This is a genomic window from Aliivibrio logei, assembly GCF_001691055.1.
Taxonomy (GTDB): Bacteria; Pseudomonadota; Gammaproteobacteria; order Enterobacterales; family Vibrionaceae; genus Aliivibrio; species Aliivibrio salmonicida.
The window spans coordinates 73,490-89,247 of the sequence record NZ_MAJU01000013.1 but is presented as its reverse complement, the minus strand read 5'-3'; the positions used below and the strand labels follow the sequence as shown (position 1 = coordinate 89,247).

The 15,758-nt window shown below is 40.5% G+C and carries 16 protein-coding genes and 1 pseudogene; 8 read left to right on the top strand and 9 right to left on the bottom strand.

The features are described 5' to 3' along the window. Positions 1-33: 33 nt before the first annotated feature. The 3 genes from pepA to A6E04_RS13500 all read left to right on the top strand — a co-directional run bounded on the left by pepA (position 34) and on the right by A6E04_RS13500 (position 5,051). Positions 34-1,542, top strand: coding sequence for a leucyl aminopeptidase (pepA, locus tag A6E04_RS13510; RefSeq protein ID WP_012549335.1), 1,509 nt, complete (start codon positions 34-36; stop codon positions 1,540-1,542). A gap of 93 nt (positions 1,543-1,635) precedes the next feature. Beyond that, the gene (locus A6E04_RS13505; protein ID WP_023604082.1) at positions 1,636-2,079 is read left to right on the top strand and encodes a DNA polymerase III subunit chi; all 444 of its coding nucleotides are present in this window, start codon (positions 1,636-1,638) and stop codon (positions 2,077-2,079) included. 110 nt (positions 2,080-2,189) lie between these two features. Then, entirely contained in the window at positions 2,190-5,051 is a 2,862-nt protein-coding gene (locus tag A6E04_RS13500; RefSeq protein ID WP_017022398.1) for a valine--tRNA ligase, read from the top strand. Positions 5,052-5,206: 155 nt separating this feature from the next. Here the strand turns inward: A6E04_RS13500 and A6E04_RS13495 are convergent, their stop codons facing one another. Then, a complete protein-coding gene (locus A6E04_RS13495; RefSeq protein WP_017022397.1) occupies positions 5,207-6,043 on the bottom strand; it encodes a glycosyl hydrolase 2 galactose-binding domain-containing protein in 837 nt (278 codons plus the stop codon). An 87-nt stretch (positions 6,044-6,130) separates the two neighbouring features. Next, positions 6,131-6,547, bottom strand: a complete 417-nt coding sequence (gene rraB / locus A6E04_RS13490) for a ribonuclease E inhibitor RraB (protein WP_012549331.1) — start codon at positions 6,545-6,547, stop codon at positions 6,131-6,133. Positions 6,548-6,699: 152 nt separating this feature from the next. Here rraB and arcA point away from each other — a divergent pair, with 152 nt between their 5' ends. The 5 genes from arcA to A6E04_RS13465 all read left to right on the top strand — a co-directional run bounded on the left by arcA (position 6,700) and on the right by A6E04_RS13465 (position 11,233). Further along, entirely contained in the window at positions 6,700-7,920 is a 1,221-nt protein-coding gene (gene arcA, locus A6E04_RS13485) for an arginine deiminase (RefSeq protein WP_017022396.1), read from the top strand. Positions 7,921-8,016: 96 nt separating this feature from the next. Then, positions 8,017-9,021: an ornithine carbamoyltransferase gene (gene argF / locus A6E04_RS13480; protein WP_065611627.1), complete on the top strand. Its 1,005-nt coding sequence runs from the start codon at positions 8,017-8,019 to the stop codon at positions 9,019-9,021. Positions 9,022-9,296: 275 nt separating this feature from the next. Then, positions 9,297-10,226 (top strand): aspartate carbamoyltransferase, encoded by a 930-nt coding sequence (pyrB, locus tag A6E04_RS13475; RefSeq protein ID WP_023604078.1) that lies wholly within the window; start codon positions 9,297-9,299, stop codon positions 10,224-10,226. A 13-nt stretch (positions 10,227-10,239) separates the two neighbouring features. Then, positions 10,240-10,704, top strand: a complete 465-nt coding sequence (gene pyrI, locus A6E04_RS13470; RefSeq protein ID WP_012549327.1) for an aspartate carbamoyltransferase regulatory subunit — start codon at positions 10,240-10,242, stop codon at positions 10,702-10,704. Between the two features lie 139 nt (positions 10,705-10,843). Beyond that, positions 10,844-11,233, top strand: coding sequence for a RidA family protein (locus tag A6E04_RS13465; protein ID WP_012549326.1), 390 nt, complete (start codon positions 10,844-10,846; stop codon positions 11,231-11,233). Between the two features lie 56 nt (positions 11,234-11,289). On the opposite strand, the gene idi is transcribed toward A6E04_RS13465, so the two are convergent. The 7 genes and pseudogenes from idi to mlaD all read right to left on the bottom strand — a co-directional run bounded on the left by idi (position 11,290) and on the right by mlaD (position 15,756). Further along, positions 11,290-11,832: an isopentenyl-diphosphate Delta-isomerase gene (idi, locus tag A6E04_RS13460; RefSeq protein ID WP_083199020.1), complete on the bottom strand. Its 543-nt coding sequence runs from the start codon at positions 11,830-11,832 to the stop codon at positions 11,290-11,292. Positions 11,833-11,902: 70 nt separating this feature from the next. Further along, the gene (locus tag A6E04_RS13455) at positions 11,903-12,628 is read right to left on the bottom strand and encodes a 1-acylglycerol-3-phosphate O-acyltransferase (protein WP_017022392.1); all 726 of its coding nucleotides are present in this window, start codon (positions 12,626-12,628) and stop codon (positions 11,903-11,905) included. 134 nt (positions 12,629-12,762) lie between these two features. Next, entirely contained in the window at positions 12,763-14,031 is a 1,269-nt protein-coding gene (gene murA, locus A6E04_RS13450; RefSeq protein ID WP_012549323.1) for a UDP-N-acetylglucosamine 1-carboxyvinyltransferase, read from the bottom strand. A gap of 12 nt (positions 14,032-14,043) precedes the next feature. Then, the gene (gene ibaG, locus A6E04_RS13445; protein ID WP_012549322.1) at positions 14,044-14,301 is read right to left on the bottom strand and encodes a BolA family iron metabolism protein IbaG; all 258 of its coding nucleotides are present in this window, start codon (positions 14,299-14,301) and stop codon (positions 14,044-14,046) included. Further along, positions 14,301-14,621, bottom strand: a complete 321-nt coding sequence (locus A6E04_RS13440; RefSeq protein WP_017022391.1) for an STAS domain-containing protein — start codon at positions 14,619-14,621, stop codon at positions 14,301-14,303. Before A6E04_RS13440 ends, ibaG begins: the two co-directional genes overlap by 1 nt. Then, positions 14,621-15,262, bottom strand: a pseudogene (gene mlaC, locus A6E04_RS13435) (phospholipid-binding protein MlaC). Before mlaC ends, A6E04_RS13440 begins: the two are co-directional and overlap by 1 nt. Further along, positions 15,262-15,756 (bottom strand): outer membrane lipid asymmetry maintenance protein MlaD, encoded by a 495-nt coding sequence (gene mlaD / locus A6E04_RS13430; protein ID WP_012549319.1) that lies wholly within the window; start codon positions 15,754-15,756, stop codon positions 15,262-15,264. Before mlaD ends, mlaC begins: the two are co-directional and overlap by 1 nt. Positions 15,757-15,758: the final 2 nt, after the last annotated feature.

Genomic DNA, 15,758 nt, shown 5'->3' with positions numbered 1-15,758 from the left:
AGTTCTATTTGTCTTTAGGATGTAGGAGTACGCATGGAGTTCAGTGTAAAAAGTGGCAGTCCAGAGAAGCAACGCAGCGCATGTATCGTTGTCGGTGTTTTTGAACCACGTCGTTTGTCTCCAATAGCAGAACAGCTTGATAAAATCAGTGACGGTTACATTAGTTCATTACTTCGCCGTGGTGATCTAGAAGGTAAACCGGGTCAAATGCTGTTATTACATCAAGTACCAAATATTCTTTCTGAGCGTGTTTTATTAGTCGGTTGTGGTAAAGAGCGTGAACTTGGTGAGCGCCAGTATAAAGATATCATCAAAAAAACCATCAGCACACTAAATGAAACGGGCTCTATGGAAGCAGTATGTTTCCTTACAGAACTACACGTTAAAGGCCGTGATACGTATTGGAAAGTACGTCAAGCGGTTGAATCAACCAAAGACAGTTTATACACATTCAATCAATTCAAGAGTAATAAACCTGAGACTCGTCGCCCACTCCGTAAGTTAGTATTTAATGTACCAACTCGTAGAGAGCTTAGCTTAGGTGAGAAAGCCATCAATCACGGTCTTTCTATCTCTTCTGGCGTTAAAGCATCAAAAGATTTAGGCAACATGCCACCAAACGTTGCAAACCCTGCTTATCTTGCCTCTCAAGCACGCCGCCTTGCTGACGACTTTGAAACCGTAACGACAAAAGTTATTGGCGAAGAAGAAATGAAGAAATTGGGAATGACGTCTTACCTAGCAGTAGGCCAAGGCTCTCACAATGAATCAATGATGTCGGTAATGGAATACAAAGGCCACCCGAATCCTGATGCAAAACCAATTGTCCTTATCGGCAAAGGTCTAACATTTGATTCCGGCGGTATCTCTTTGAAACCTAGCGATAGCATGGATGAAATGAAATACGACATGTGTGGCGCCGCTTCAGTCTTTGGCGCAATGAAAGCACTTGCGAAGCTAAACCTTCCATTAAATGTTGTTGGTATACTTGCTGGTTGTGAAAACATGCCAAGCAGTAACTCTTACCGCCCCGGTGATATTTTAACAACCATGTCAGGCCAAACCGTTGAAGTATTAAATACCGATGCAGAAGGTCGCTTAGTTCTTTGTGACGCATTAACGTATGTTGAGCGCTACGAACCAGATTGTGTGGTTGATGTCGCGACGTTAACCGGTGCATGTGTTGTTGCTTTAGGCCACCACATCAACGGTCTGCTTTCTAACCATAATCCATTAGCACATGAACTGATTAATGCGTCAGAGCAATCAGGTGATCGTGCATGGCGTTTACCAATGTCCGAAGAATACAACGAACAGTTAAATAGCCCGTTCGCTGACATGGCAAATATTGGTGGTAAAGCAGGTGGTACTATTACCGCTGGTTGTTTCCTTGCTCGTTTTGCTAAGAAATACAACTGGGCTCACATTGATAGTGCTGGTACCGCTTGGGTTTCAGGTGCAAACAAAGGCTCTACCGGCCGACCAGTCTCATTGCTTGTCCAATTCTTACTGAATCGTTCAGGTCCAGAAAGCGTAGAGTAACCCTCCTCACTTTCATGATATTAAGGGCCGATATTAAGGCCCTTTTTTAATGACTTTATTTCCGTCATTATGTTGTAAAATATAAGAGATACTATGAGCCAAGCTTTATTCTATGTACTTGAATCGACCTCACCTGCTGCAACCCAACCTGGGTTGTTAAAGTTTGTGTGTCAGCTCGCTCATTACTATTACTCTCAAAATGCCCGTGTTTATATTTTAAGTGACGATAAAGAACAGGCGTTATTGATTGATGAATTGCTTTGGCAAAGTGATGTTTCTGAATTTATTCCTCATAATCTTATCGGCGAAGGACCAAAATCAGGGTCACCGATAGAAATAGGCTGGGGAACATTACGTCCATCAGGGCGACGTCATGTACTAATAAACTTAGCTCAAGAAGTCGCAACTTTTGCGGTTTCCTTTGCTCAAGTGGTAGACTTCGTACCCTGTGAAGAAAAAGTCAAACAACACGCTCGAGAAAGGTATAAAATATACCGAAATGCAGGCCGCGCCATGCAAACCGAGACATTGAAATAATGCCAATCATCATAGCTAACTGACTCAACTGATTACCATTTTTCAGATAGAGCCATTAACTATGATATTTGGCATTCCACTTTTTAATAGAGATATTCGTGACGAACACTATGGAAAAGACATATAACCCGCAATCGATAGAACAAGCTCTGTACCAGACTTGGGAAGAAAAAGGCTACTTTAAGCCTCATGGCGACACATCAAAAGAAGCTTACAGCATCATGATCCCGCCACCAAACGTCACGGGTAGCCTGCACATGGGCCACGCTTTCCAAGATACGATCATGGATACACTGATCCGTGCTGAACGTATGAAAGGAAAAAATACCCTTTGGCAAGTAGGTACTGACCACGCAGGTATCGCGACCCAAATGGTTGTTGAGCGTAAAATTGCGGCTGAAGAAGGCAAAACAAAACACGATTACGGTCGTGAGGCTTTCATCGATAAAATTTGGGAATGGAAAGCAGAATCTGGCGGCACAATTACAAAGCAACTTCGTCGTCTTGGTGCCTCTGTTGATTGGGATCGTGAACGATTCACAATGGATGACGGTCTATCTGCTGCGACTCAAGAAGTGTTTGTTCGTCTATTCGAAGAAGACCTTATCTACCGTGGTAAACGTCTAGTAAACTGGGATCCTAAATTGCACACCGCAATTTCTGATCTTGAAGTTGAAAGCAAAGACAAAAAAGGCTTCATGTGGCATTTCCGCTACCCACTAGCAAACGGTGTTAAAACGGCTGATGGTAAAGACTACATCGTAGTTGCAACCACTCGTCCAGAAACTATGCTTGGTGATACTGGCGTTGCAGTTAACCCTGAAGATCCTCGTTACAAAGATCTGATCGGTCAACACATTGAACTGCCTATTGTTGGTCGTTTAATTCCTATCGTAGGCGATGAGCATGCGGACATGGATAAAGGCACGGGTTGTGTGAAAATCACTCCAGCTCATGACTTTAACGATTACGAAGTAGGTAAACGTCATAGCCTGCCAATGATCAACATCCTTACTTTTAACGCTGATATTCGTGAAACCGCTGAAGTATTCACAACGAACGGTGAAGAAAGTGATGTTTACAGCGCTGAGCTTCCTGCTAAATATCACGGCATGGAGCGTTTTGCTGCTCGTAAAGCTATCGTTGCTGAGTTTGATGAACTGGGTCTTCTTGAAGAGATCAAAGATCACGATTTAACCGTTCCTTACGGTGACCGTGGTGGTGTTGTTATCGAACCAATGCTGACTGACCAATGGTACGTACGTACTGCTCCTCTTGCTGCGCCTGCAGTTAAAGCGGTTGAAGATGGTCAAATCAAGTTTGTCCCTAAACAATATGAAAACATGTACTTCTCTTGGATGCGTGACGTTCAAGATTGGTGTATTTCTCGTCAACTTTGGTGGGGCCACAGAATCCCGGCTTGGTATGACAACAGCGGTAAAGTTTACGTTGGTCGTTCTGAAGAAGAAGTTCGTGAGAAAAACAACCTTGCACCTGTTGTTGTACTTCGCCAAGACGACGATGTACTTGATACGTGGTTCTCGTCTGCGCTTTGGACGTTTGGCACACAAGGCTGGCCTGAAAACACAGACGCACTTAAAACATTCCACCCATCAGAAGTTCTAGTATCAGGCTTTGATATTATCTTCTTCTGGGTTGCTCGTATGATCATGATGACCATGCACTTCGTGAAAGACGAAGAAGGCAATGCACAAGTACCATTTAAAACCGTTTACATGACAGGTCTTATCCGCGATGAAAACGGCGATAAGATGTCTAAATCGAAAGGTAATGTACTTGATCCTATCGATATGATCGATGGTATCGGCCTTGAAGAATTAGTTGAAAAACGTTGTGGCAACATGATGCAACCTCAACTGGCTAAGAAGATCGAAAAAGCAACGCGTAAAACGTTTGAAGGTGGTATCGAACCCTACGGTACTGATGCCCTACGCTTCACTCTTGCAGCAATGGCATCGACAGGTCGTGATATCAACTGGGATATGAAACGTCTTGAAGGTTACCGTAACTTCTGTAACAAACTATGGAACGCAAGTCGTTACGTATTGATGAACACAGAAGAGCACGATTGTGGCATGGCTGAAGGTGCAGAGCTTGAGTTCTCACTAGCTGACCAATGGATCACTTCTCAGTTTGAAGTTGCAGCGAAAGAGTTTAATGCTCACCTAGACAACTACCGTCTAGATATGGCAGCGAACACTCTGTATGAATTCATCTGGAACCAATTCTGTGACTGGTATTTAGAACTAACTAAACCGGTTCTTTGGAAAGGTACTGAAGCACAACAACGTGCAACTCGTTATACATTGATCACGGTTCTTGAAAAGACATTACGTCTTGCTCACCCTATTCTTCCTTACATCACTGAATCAATCTGGCAGAGCGTTAAGCCATTAGTTGATGGTGTGGAAGGCGAAACCATCATGACTCAAGCATTACCTCAGTTTAATGAAGAAAACTTCAATGCTGATGTTGTTGCTGATCTTGAGTGGGTTAAAGCATTCATTACAAGCATCCGTAATTTACGTGCAGAATACGACATAGCGCCAAGCAAAGGCTTAGACGTAATGATTAAAGTGGCTGATGAGAAAGACGCAGCGCGTATTAAGGCAAATGAGATTGTACTAACGTCTCTAGCAAAACTAGACAGTATTAAGGTTCTTTCTGACAATGAAGAGACGCCTGCATGTGCGACTTCTCTTGTTGGTAAATCTGAATTGATGATCCCAATGGCGGGTCTTATTGACAAAGATGCAGAACTTGCTCGTTTAGATAAAGAAGTAGCGAAAATCCAAGGCGAGATTAAACGTATCGAAGGTAAATTAGGTAACGAAGGTTTCGTTGCTAAAGCCCCTGAAGTTGTTATCGCTAAAGAACGCGAAAAGCTAGATGGTTATAACGAAACTCTTGTTAAGCTAGAAGCACAAAAAGAAACGATTGCGGCACTATAAGTAAGCCTTTTATCTTTATTAGGTTGATATTATCGTAATGCATAAAAAAGGCCGATGTTATGCATCGGCCTTTTTATTATCTGTTCTTTTTCGCAATCAAAAGATAATACCAATACAGATGATTACGAGCATTACTATAAATTCACTAAAATGACTTACAAAGGAAAGTGAATCACATTTTCTGTTCGACATAAGCCAATTTCAAGCTCATGGTGCTGACCATCGAGTATAACGTCGATTACATAGAGATCATCTGAGTTTTGCATTTGATCATCCCAATATTTTGGCGCTTCTACTTGGAATAACGCCGACACATGATCACTTCTTACATCCACAGGAAGCGTCAATGTCATGCCATCAAACTTAATACTGGCAGAAATAAGATTGGGTTTATACGTATGGAAACGCACGTCTACTTTTAACTCACAACCATGGTGCCAAATTTGTTCGATACTAATATGATTTAAAGAAAGGTGTGGGATAGGCTGAAAAAAACAAACACCAAAAACTCCAATATCATCTTTTATATCAATACTTTGCACTGCACCAAAACGGCGATAATACGCTTGATTTATTTCGCAAACACCGCTGACTTCATTATCATCTAACAACCAGTCTTCATCGTCTTCTTCTAGAAAAAGAATTTCAAAACGATTGCCTCCTAACTGTAAGTATTCTTTGATGTCCTTACGATAACGCGTCATCAATTCATTACAATCAAATACCGCTACACCGTTAATTCTGACTTCAGCATAACGAGAAACACCACTCATCACTAACTCTATCGCAGGGTAGCTCAGTAAGGTTTCATCCACATCAAAAAAACGCATCAAGTGCCACTCTTGATGATTTGCATCTTCGACAGAAAGCACATCATAAGCGGATGCTACACCTTGTTGGATCGGAATATCTTTAATCGGTAGGCTTGTATCTGTTAATGGTGATAGCTGCCATAAGGCCTTTTCCCCATTAAGTAGAATTCTTGAGTTCATTGCTATATTCATCCCTAAAAAAATGCCCCAGTATCTGTTTATCAACAGGCCTAGGGCATTATCTTTTATTACCGTACTACGGTAATGTTATTCGTCGTCACCATCTTCAATAACGTCATACTCAGCGTCTTCGCCTTCGTAGTATGTACCCCAACCATCATAGATAATGTCGAATTTCTCAGCGATCAGAACTAATTTCTCTACTTGAGAGTCAATCACGTCAGCATCTAATGCACAATCCATCACTGCATCACAGCAAAGAATTTTAGCACCGTTTTCATCTTCAAGTTCTTCTGCTTCTAATACTTCAAAACCCATTTTAAATGCTTCAACAACGGCATTTTCAAGCGCTTTAAAGTCTTCAGCCATCAAGTGGTGCTCGATAGCATACAGTGCTTCAGGCTCACTTCCGTCAGCTTTTAGCGACTCAATAATTTCACGCGTTTCTATTTTTTGAAATTCAAGAAATTGTTCAACTGATAGATATTCGTCTTCTTGAGACATAGTAAGGCTCCACACTGTATAAAATAATAAAAATTAACTTAAGCATTATAGCCTGCCCAATCCAAATTCCCTAGCACTTCAATAATTAAAGAAATAATACTTTCTATACGGTATTATTTCTCTTATAGCAGTAAATATTAGAAAGGAATCTTATGAGTAAGCTATTTGTTGGCTCCGAAATTGGCCAACTTCGTCGTGTCATTCTCCATCGTCCAGAGCGAGCATTAAGCCATTTAACGCCAACCAACTGCCACAACCTTCTTTTTGATGATGTCCTCTCCGTTGAAAAAGCGCTTCATGAACACGATCAATTTGTTGCCACACTTAGACAGCAAGATGTTGAAGTCTTATTACTTCAAGATTTACTCGAAGAGACGCTCGCTCATCCAGAAGCGAAACAATGGTTATTAAGGCATCAAATTTCTCATTATCGTTTTGGTCCAACCTTTGCTAATCAAATTAGGGTTTTTCTACTCGAAAAAAACAACAAAGAGCTCGCCTCAATTTTATTGGGAGGATTAGCATTTATTGAATTACCATTCAAAGCGCCTTCAATGCTTCAACAATTGAGTGACCCGTTTGATTTTGTTATCGACCCGCTTCCTAATCATTTATTTACTCGTGATACTTCATGTTGGATTTATGGTGGCGTTTCAATCAATCCCATGGCAAAAGCCGCTCGTAAAAGAGAATCCAACCATTTACGAGCCATTTATAAATGGCATCCTTTGTTTTCAAATCAATCCTTCCCTCGTTATTTTGGGGATGAAAATCGCCACTACGATAACGCGACGATAGAAGGTGGGGATGTATTGATCATAGGCAAAGGAAATGTACTTGTTGGGATCTCAGAGCGAACAACCCCACAAGGTATTGAAAACCTAGCAAAACAGCTTTTCAGAACAGAACAAGCCAAACAAGTTATCGCGATTAAACTGCCTGAAAACCGATCTTGTATGCATTTAGATACGGTAATGACACACATGGACCATAATGTATTTTCAGTATATCCACGAGTTATCGATAAAAAGATGCCTTGCTGGTCAATCACTCCCTGTGGAGAGCAACAATTAGCCATTCAAGAAAGGCCTAATTTTGAACGCTCACTAATGCAGGCATTAGAACTCGACTCTCTTAATATTATTACCACCGGTGGGGATAGTTACGAAGCGGAACGAGAGCAATGGCATGATGCCAATAATGTGCTCACAATTAAACCAGGCGTTGTCGTCGCGTATGAACGTAATGTCTACACCAATGAAAAATACGATAAAGCGGGTATTACTGTTCTACCAATAATGGGGGATGAATTAGGTCGAGGTAGAGGAGGTGCTCGCTGCATGAGCTGCCCAATAGAAAGAGATGGTATTTAATAAAACCCACAAAACAATAAAAATATATATTCACATTTAATGCATTTATATGTTTAAATGGATTTTCAGATTTGGCACAACACCAAGGAGCATGGTATGGCTTTTAATTTACGTAATAGAAACTTTCTTAAACTGTTGGATTTCACACCTAAAGAAATTCAGCATTTACTCGATTTATCTGCTGATTTAAAAAAAGCAAAATACGCAGGTTATGAACAACCGCGTTTATCGGGTAAAAATATTGCGCTTATTTTTGAAAAGTCATCCACTCGAACTCGATGCGCTTTTGAAGTCGCTGCCTTTGATCAAGGAGCTAACGTCACTTATCTTGGGCCTTCTGGATCTCAAATTGGTCATAAAGAATCAATGAAAGATACAGCTCGTGTATTAGGCCGTATGTATGATGGCATTGAATATCGTGGCTTTGGGCAATCGATTGTTGAAGAGCTTGGTAAATACGCAGGGGTTCCAGTATGGAATGGGCTCACTGATGAATTTCATCCAACTCAAATTCTCGCTGATTTCCTTACTATGCAAGAATACGCAGAAGGTAAGCAATTAAATCAAATCAAATTTGCCTACCTTGGGGATGCCCGCAATAACATGGGTAACTCACTAATGGTAGGGGCAGCGAAAATGGGCATGGAGATCCGTCTCGTTGCACCAAAACAATTTTGGCCAGAAGATACGCTAGTAACACAATGCCAAGAAATTGCGAGTCAAACAGGCGCTAAAATCATTCTAACCGAAGACGTAACAACGGGTGTTGAAGGGTGTGATTTTTTATATACCGATGTTTGGGTTTCTATGGGCGAAGCCCCTGAAGCTTGGGATGAACGTGTCGCTCTGATGACGCCATATCAAATCAATATGAACGTAATAAAAGCCACTAATAACCCCAATGTTAAATTCATGCATTGTTTACCTGCCTTCCATAATGATGAAACAGCTCTAGGTAAAGAGATAGCAGAAAAATACGGGATGAATGGGTTAGAAGTGACCGATGAAGTTTTTGAATCGGATTACTCCATTGTATTTGATGAAGCCGAAAATCGCATGCACACAATAAAAGCTATAATGGTCGCAACTCTAGGCCAGTAAATCTAAGATACCGAATAAGAACAAGAATAATCAAAAGAAGTTTGATGCAAACGCTTGCTTAGGATTTTGATACGAGTATAATTTCGCGCAATTTACTAGGAAATTATGATGTTATTAACTTATCTTCATACAGCGGTCGACCGAGTATCTGCACTCCCTACGTGCGGTGGTCCCCTATTTTTTGAGTTTCCTAATTACCGATATTTTTAAAGCCTCCTATTTTATAGGGGGCTTTTTTTTGATTTCAATATGATAAATAAAAGGGAAGAGAGACTATGGCTAACTCGCTATATCAAAAACATATCATTTCTATTCCAGAGCTATCTCGCGAAGAGTTAGAGCTGATTGTGGAAACGGCAGGTAATATAAAAAAAGAACCTCAACCTGATTTGTTAAAAAACAAAGTGATTGCGAGCTGCTTTTTTGAAGCATCCACGCGAACGCGTCTTTCTTTCGAAACAGCCATTCAACGCTTAGGTGGATCTGTCATTGGTTTTGATAGTGCAGGAAATACTTCCCTTGCTCAAAAAGGTGAGACGCTAGCCGATTCAGTTCAAATCATTGCATCTTATGCTGATGCTTATGTTATGCGTCACCCTAGAGAAGGTGCAGCACGTCTTGCTTCTGAGTTTTCAAACGGCACCCCGGTAATTAATGCAGGAGATGGTGCAAACCAACACCCAACTCAGACCCTCTTGGATCTTTATACTATCTACGAAACTCAAGGACGCTTAGATAATCTAAATATCGCTTTTGTTGGTGATTTAAAATATGGCCGAACGGTTCACTCTTTAACTCAAGCATTAGCCAAGTTTAATGGCGTTAAATTCTTTTTTATCGCTCCAGAAGTATTAGCGATGCCTGATTACATTTGTGAAGAGTTAGATGAACTTGGTATTGAATACCAACTGCTAAATAGCATGGAAGAAGCCATTCCTGAACTCGATATTCTGTACATGACTCGAGTTCAAAAAGAGCGCTTTGATGAATCAGAATACGCACACATTAAGTCTGCATACATCTTATCTGCCTCGGATCTAAAACCTGCACGTGAAAACCTAAAAGTGCTTCACCCTCTTCCTCGTATTGATGAAATTAATATCGACGTCGATAAAACACCACACGCGTATTATTTCCAACAAGCTGAAAATGGGGTTTATGCTCGCCAAGCATTACTTGCTCTTGTTTTGAATGAATCACTATAAGGAAGAAAATCAAATGTCGAATAAAACTGAATTACGTGTTGAAGCAATCAAAAACGGCACCGTTATCGATCACATTCCTGCAAATATTGGTGTGAAAGTTCTTAAATTGTTCCAAATGGACAAAACAGCAGAGCGTGTGACCATTGGCTTAAACTTACCGTCTTCAGCGCTTGGCTCAAAAGATTTACTGAAAATAGAAAATACATTTGTCACACCAGAACAAGCGAGTAAATTGGCGTTGTATGCACCACACGCAACCGTTAATCAAATTGAGAACTATGAAGTCGTTAAAAAGATACCGCTAATTCTTCCTAAGCAAATCACAGGGGTATTTGAGTGTCCGAACAGCAATTGCATTACTCATGGTGAGCCAGTAGATAGCAGCTTTAAAGTGATTGCTAAAAAAGGAAACATCCATCTGAAGTGCAAATATTGTGAAAAAGTATACTCTCAAGAAGTCGTGACCGATTTACATTAAGTAGACGACAACGAAAGTGAATTAAATTGCCTTCATCTTCTCTGCCTCGATATTCTCGGGGCTGTTTTCTTATCCGCATTTGTTTTATATTGAGTTTATCGGTGAGCTTAAGTTCACTTCATTCAAAAAGGAATAGATCATGACTAAAGTACTTCATACAGATAACGCTCCAGCGGCAATTGGTCCATACATTCAAGGTGTTGATCTTGGTAGTATGGTACTGACTTCTGGCCAAATCCCTGTTAATCCTGCAACAGGTGAAGTATCTGATGATATCGCAGAGCAAGCACGCCAATCTCTTGAGAATGTGAAAGCCGTTATTGAATCTTCAGGCCTAACGGTTTCTGATATCGTGAAAATGACGGTATTTGTGAAAGACTTAAATGACTTTGGTACAGTAAACGAAGTGTACGGCAACTTTTTTGATGAACATAACGTAGCAAATTACCCTGCTCGTTCTTGCGTTGAAGTTGCGCGTCTTCCAAAAGATGTTGGTATCGAAATTGAAGCTATTGCTGTTCGTAAATAACATTAACAAGCAATAAATGAAATCAGATAAGGCAGACTTAATGAAAAGTACCTGCCTTATTTTTTATCCAAAAATTGGATTACTTTCGAATACACCGTTTCAAACCAAACAGAAAATACAGTAGGGCTTACTGCTAACGTCTGCTTAATTTTAGTTTCACTCCACCACTGAATGTCACTGACTTCTTCCGGGTTAAGTTCAAACCTAACATCAGGCGTATTCGCTAATAAGATATAATCTTGTTCATGCTCACTCAATCCATTTTCTAATTCGGCTTGATAGATAAACCAACCCAAATTATCAAATTGTTCGGCCTGAATTCCAGTAATACCAATCTCTTCAGCCAAACGACGAACACCTGCAGAGTCAATAGCTTCATTCACTCGGGGGTGAGAGCAGCACGTATTACTCCATTTCCCTTTGCTGTGATATTTACATTCAGCTCGTTTCTGCAAAAGAAACTCTCTGCCCTCTTTTGTTTCACGGTAAAGCAAAACCGAAAATGCTAAATGCAGTAATCCTTTTTTATGTGCTTCTAATTTTTCCATGGTGCCAATGGCATCACCTTGCTCATTAACAAGGACAACTTCTTCTTTCATTATTTCTTCTACACATCAAAATAAAAAGGGTACACGGAGATCCGTATACCCTTAAAAATAATTATAAAATTTAAGCTTGGTTGCGTTCTGCAACTTCTTTGTTTAATTCTTCTAGCTTAACTTTCATTTGTTCACGACATTCATTCGCTAATTCACGAACGTTCGCTTTCGTGTAACCATCAAGGCTTACTGGCGGTAAAATTTCGACAATAACCACACCGTTATCCCAACGATTTAGTTTTACGCCTTCCGTATTACTACACACAATCGGAGTCACTGGAACATCAGCAGCGATAGCCGCATGAAATGCACCCGTTTTAAATGGCAATAAACCACGACCACGAGAACGCGTTCCTTCTGGGAACATCCATACAGAGACATTACGTTTCTTAATATTGTCCGCAACTTGTGAAATCGTACCTACCGCTTTACTGCGATTATTACGGTCAATAAGAATATTACCGGTGATCCAATACAGTTGACCAAACAACGGCATCCACGCGATGCTTTTTTTACCTACCGTCACTGTTCTTGGTTGAATTGCCCCAGAGACAGTAAACAAATCCCAGCTATTTTGATGGTTTGCGATGTATAAACTTGGTCCTGAATTTTTAACACTTTCAGGAACTCGCACTTCAAGTTTAATACCAAATACTCGCGACATACGAGCAAACCAAAGACCAAAAGTATAAACGTGTTTTGGGTTACGTGGGCTTAATAAACAATAACCACAGCCAAATACAAACGTAAAGACAGCAAAGATAGCCAAAGCAATCAGGCGTAACAATGCAATCATAAGTGTTTCTCCTAAAATATATACATTCCACTCAATATCTAATTCAGTGTACTTATATTACAAACAATAAAAAACCGGGTCATATATACCCGGTTTCCACTTTAGTACTGATGTAGCCGAAATAATCGTGAAGATTATAATTCGCTACTGCGAACTCTTTCGATATTCGCGCCTAATGCGGTTAACTTGTCTTCGATCTTATCATAACCACGGTCGATATGATAAATACGATCAACAATTGTTTCACCTTTTGCTATACAACCTGCGATAACAAGGCTTGCAGAGGCTCTTAAATCTGTGGCCATTACTTGAGCGCCACTTAAACCATCAGTATCACCACAAATAGCAGTATTACCTTCAATCTCAGCGTGAGCACCCATGCGTTGTAATTCAGGAATGTGCATGAAACGGTTTTCAAAAATCGTTTCAGTAATAATACCTGGACCTTTCGCCATCATATTTAACAATGTGAATTGCGCTTGCATGTCTGTTGGAAATGCAGGATGTGGAGCCGTACGGATATTTACCGCTTTTAGCTCTCGGCCTGTCATGTCTAAACTGATCCAGTCTTCACCAGATTCAACTTTAGCGCCCGCTTCTTCAAGCTTAGCCAAAACAGATTCAAGTAGGCTCGCTTTCGTATTTTTACATACGACTTTACCGCCAGAGACAGCTGCAGCAACAAGGAACGTCCCCGTTTCTATACGATCGGCAACCACTTCATGATAGCCACCACCAAGACGTTCAACGCCTTCAATAGTAATCGTATCGGTTCCCATCCCTGATACTTTTGCACCAATAGCATTAAGGAAATGAGCCGTATCTACAATCTCAGGTTCACGCGCTGCGTTTTCTAAAATAGTAGTGCCTTCAGCCAAAGTCGCGGCACACATAACTGTAATGGTTGCGCCAACACTGACTTTATCCATAACGATGTGCGCGCCTTTTAAGCGGCCATCAACTTCAGCTTTAACGTAACCGTCTTCAAGCTTAATAGTTGCACCCAGTTGCTCAAGACCGTGAATATGCAGATCAACAGGACGAGCCCCAATAGCACAACCACCAGGTAAAGATACTTGGCCTTTACCAAAGCGAGCAACCAATGGACCGAGAGCCCAAATTGATGCACGCATCGTTTTAACTAAATCATACGGTGCACAAAAGTTATTAACTTCGCTTGCATCAATATGAACTGAACCATTACGAGAAACCTTAGCGCCTAAGCGTTGCAGTAACTCTATCGTTGTATCAACATCACGAAGTTTAGGAACATTGGCAACTTCTACTGGCTCTTCAGCAAGTAATGCAGCGAATAAAATTGGTAGTGCAGCATTTTTTGCACCAGAAATCGTAACCTCTCCTGAAAGTGGTTTATCGCTTCCTTGAATTCGGAACTTATACATTCAAAAGGCCTCTTAGAATAAGCTATTTAATTTTTTATCACGTGCCCACTCTTCCGGAGTAAACGCTTTGATTGATAGAGCGTGAATAGTATTTGTTGAGATGTGTTCCATCAAAGGTCCATAGATGGTTTGTTGCTTTTTAACTCTGTTCATTCCATTGAACGATTCATCCACAGCAATAACTTCAAAATGGCTTCCTTCACCTTTAACGTGAATCTCTTGAAGTTGAAGTGCTGCGTCTAATAATTCTTTAATCTCGGCGCTATCCATTACTCTACCTTTTGCGTTATTAAGTGATCAGCAAACAATGATTCCACATTACTTAATTGAATTAAAGTAATGAGCTGATCAGGGACGAAAGCAAGCATTATATGACAGTTTTGTTTTTTTGCATGCTCTATTAGGTGTAAAAGTAACACAACACCTGCTGAGTCAATACGATTAACGTGAGTTAAGTCTACCTTTACTTGCTCAAGTTTAGGTTTCCATTCTGTCAATTTATTCCAAAGATTAGGCACAGTCTCACGATCAAGCGCCCCTTTGAAGCTAATTTCATCAGATTTTGCCTCACATAAATCCATTTCGCTCATTACTTACTTCCTTCTAAGCGAATAGGTTGAGCGGCTAATGAGGTTAATTCTTTACTGACTGACTCAATGCCTTCTTTACGAATCTTAGCACTCCATTCAGATTGCTTTGTCGATAATAAGCTCACGCCTTCCGCTACCATATCAAATGCTTGCCATTCTGATGTTTTCTTATTCTTACGTAATTTAAAATCTACTTTTACCGTTGGACGAGCTGAATCAAGAATATCAACACGAACACTAATGATAGATTTTTTTTCTGAAATCGCTTTTGGCTTCTCTAATACGATTTTTTGATCAGTATATAACGTTCATACTTGTGCGTATGACGACACGAGGTAACCACGAAAAGCCGTTACAAATTGTTCTCTTTCTTCTGCCGTGGTTTTCTTTAGATGAGGCCCAAGTAATTTATACGCGGCATATTTTACATTAACGTACGGCATCAATTCTTCTTCAACGACCGTTTTTAATATATTGGGGTCTTTTTGAATAGCGACTTGCTCTGCTTTTAATCGAGCAAAAGTATCTTCAGAGACTTTTGTCATCATTTCATAAGGTTTAGTTTTATCAATCGGTTCAGCTTGAGCGACACCAATAAAAAGGGAAAGTATGATCCCTACGATTTTCATCCCTAACTTCATTACTTATCCTCACTTTTCTCTGATGAATCACCACCAATGCTATACAGCACTTGCCCTATCATATCTTCTAATACTAATGCTGATTTGGTGTCTTCAATGTAGTCACCCTCACCAAGCATATCAATGTCTTCATCAATAAAACCAGGAACGATACCTACATATTGTTCACCAATTAATCCTGCTGTTAAAATTTGTGCCGCAGAAGTTTCAGGAAATTGGCCAAATTGCTTATCAATTTGCATACTGACAACCGGTAAGTAGCTTTCGATATCTAATGTAATACCGGAAACGCGGCCGACAACAACGCCCCCGATTTTAACCGGTGAGCGAGACTTTAAGCTGCCAATATTATCGAACTGTGCATTAATAGTGTAGTACTCACCACTGCCACCACTACGAACATCGGCCACTTTTAGTAGCAACATTAATAACGCTGCCGCGCCAGCCAAAACAAAAAATCCAACTAATAATTCTATTTTACGTGTTTGCTGCATGA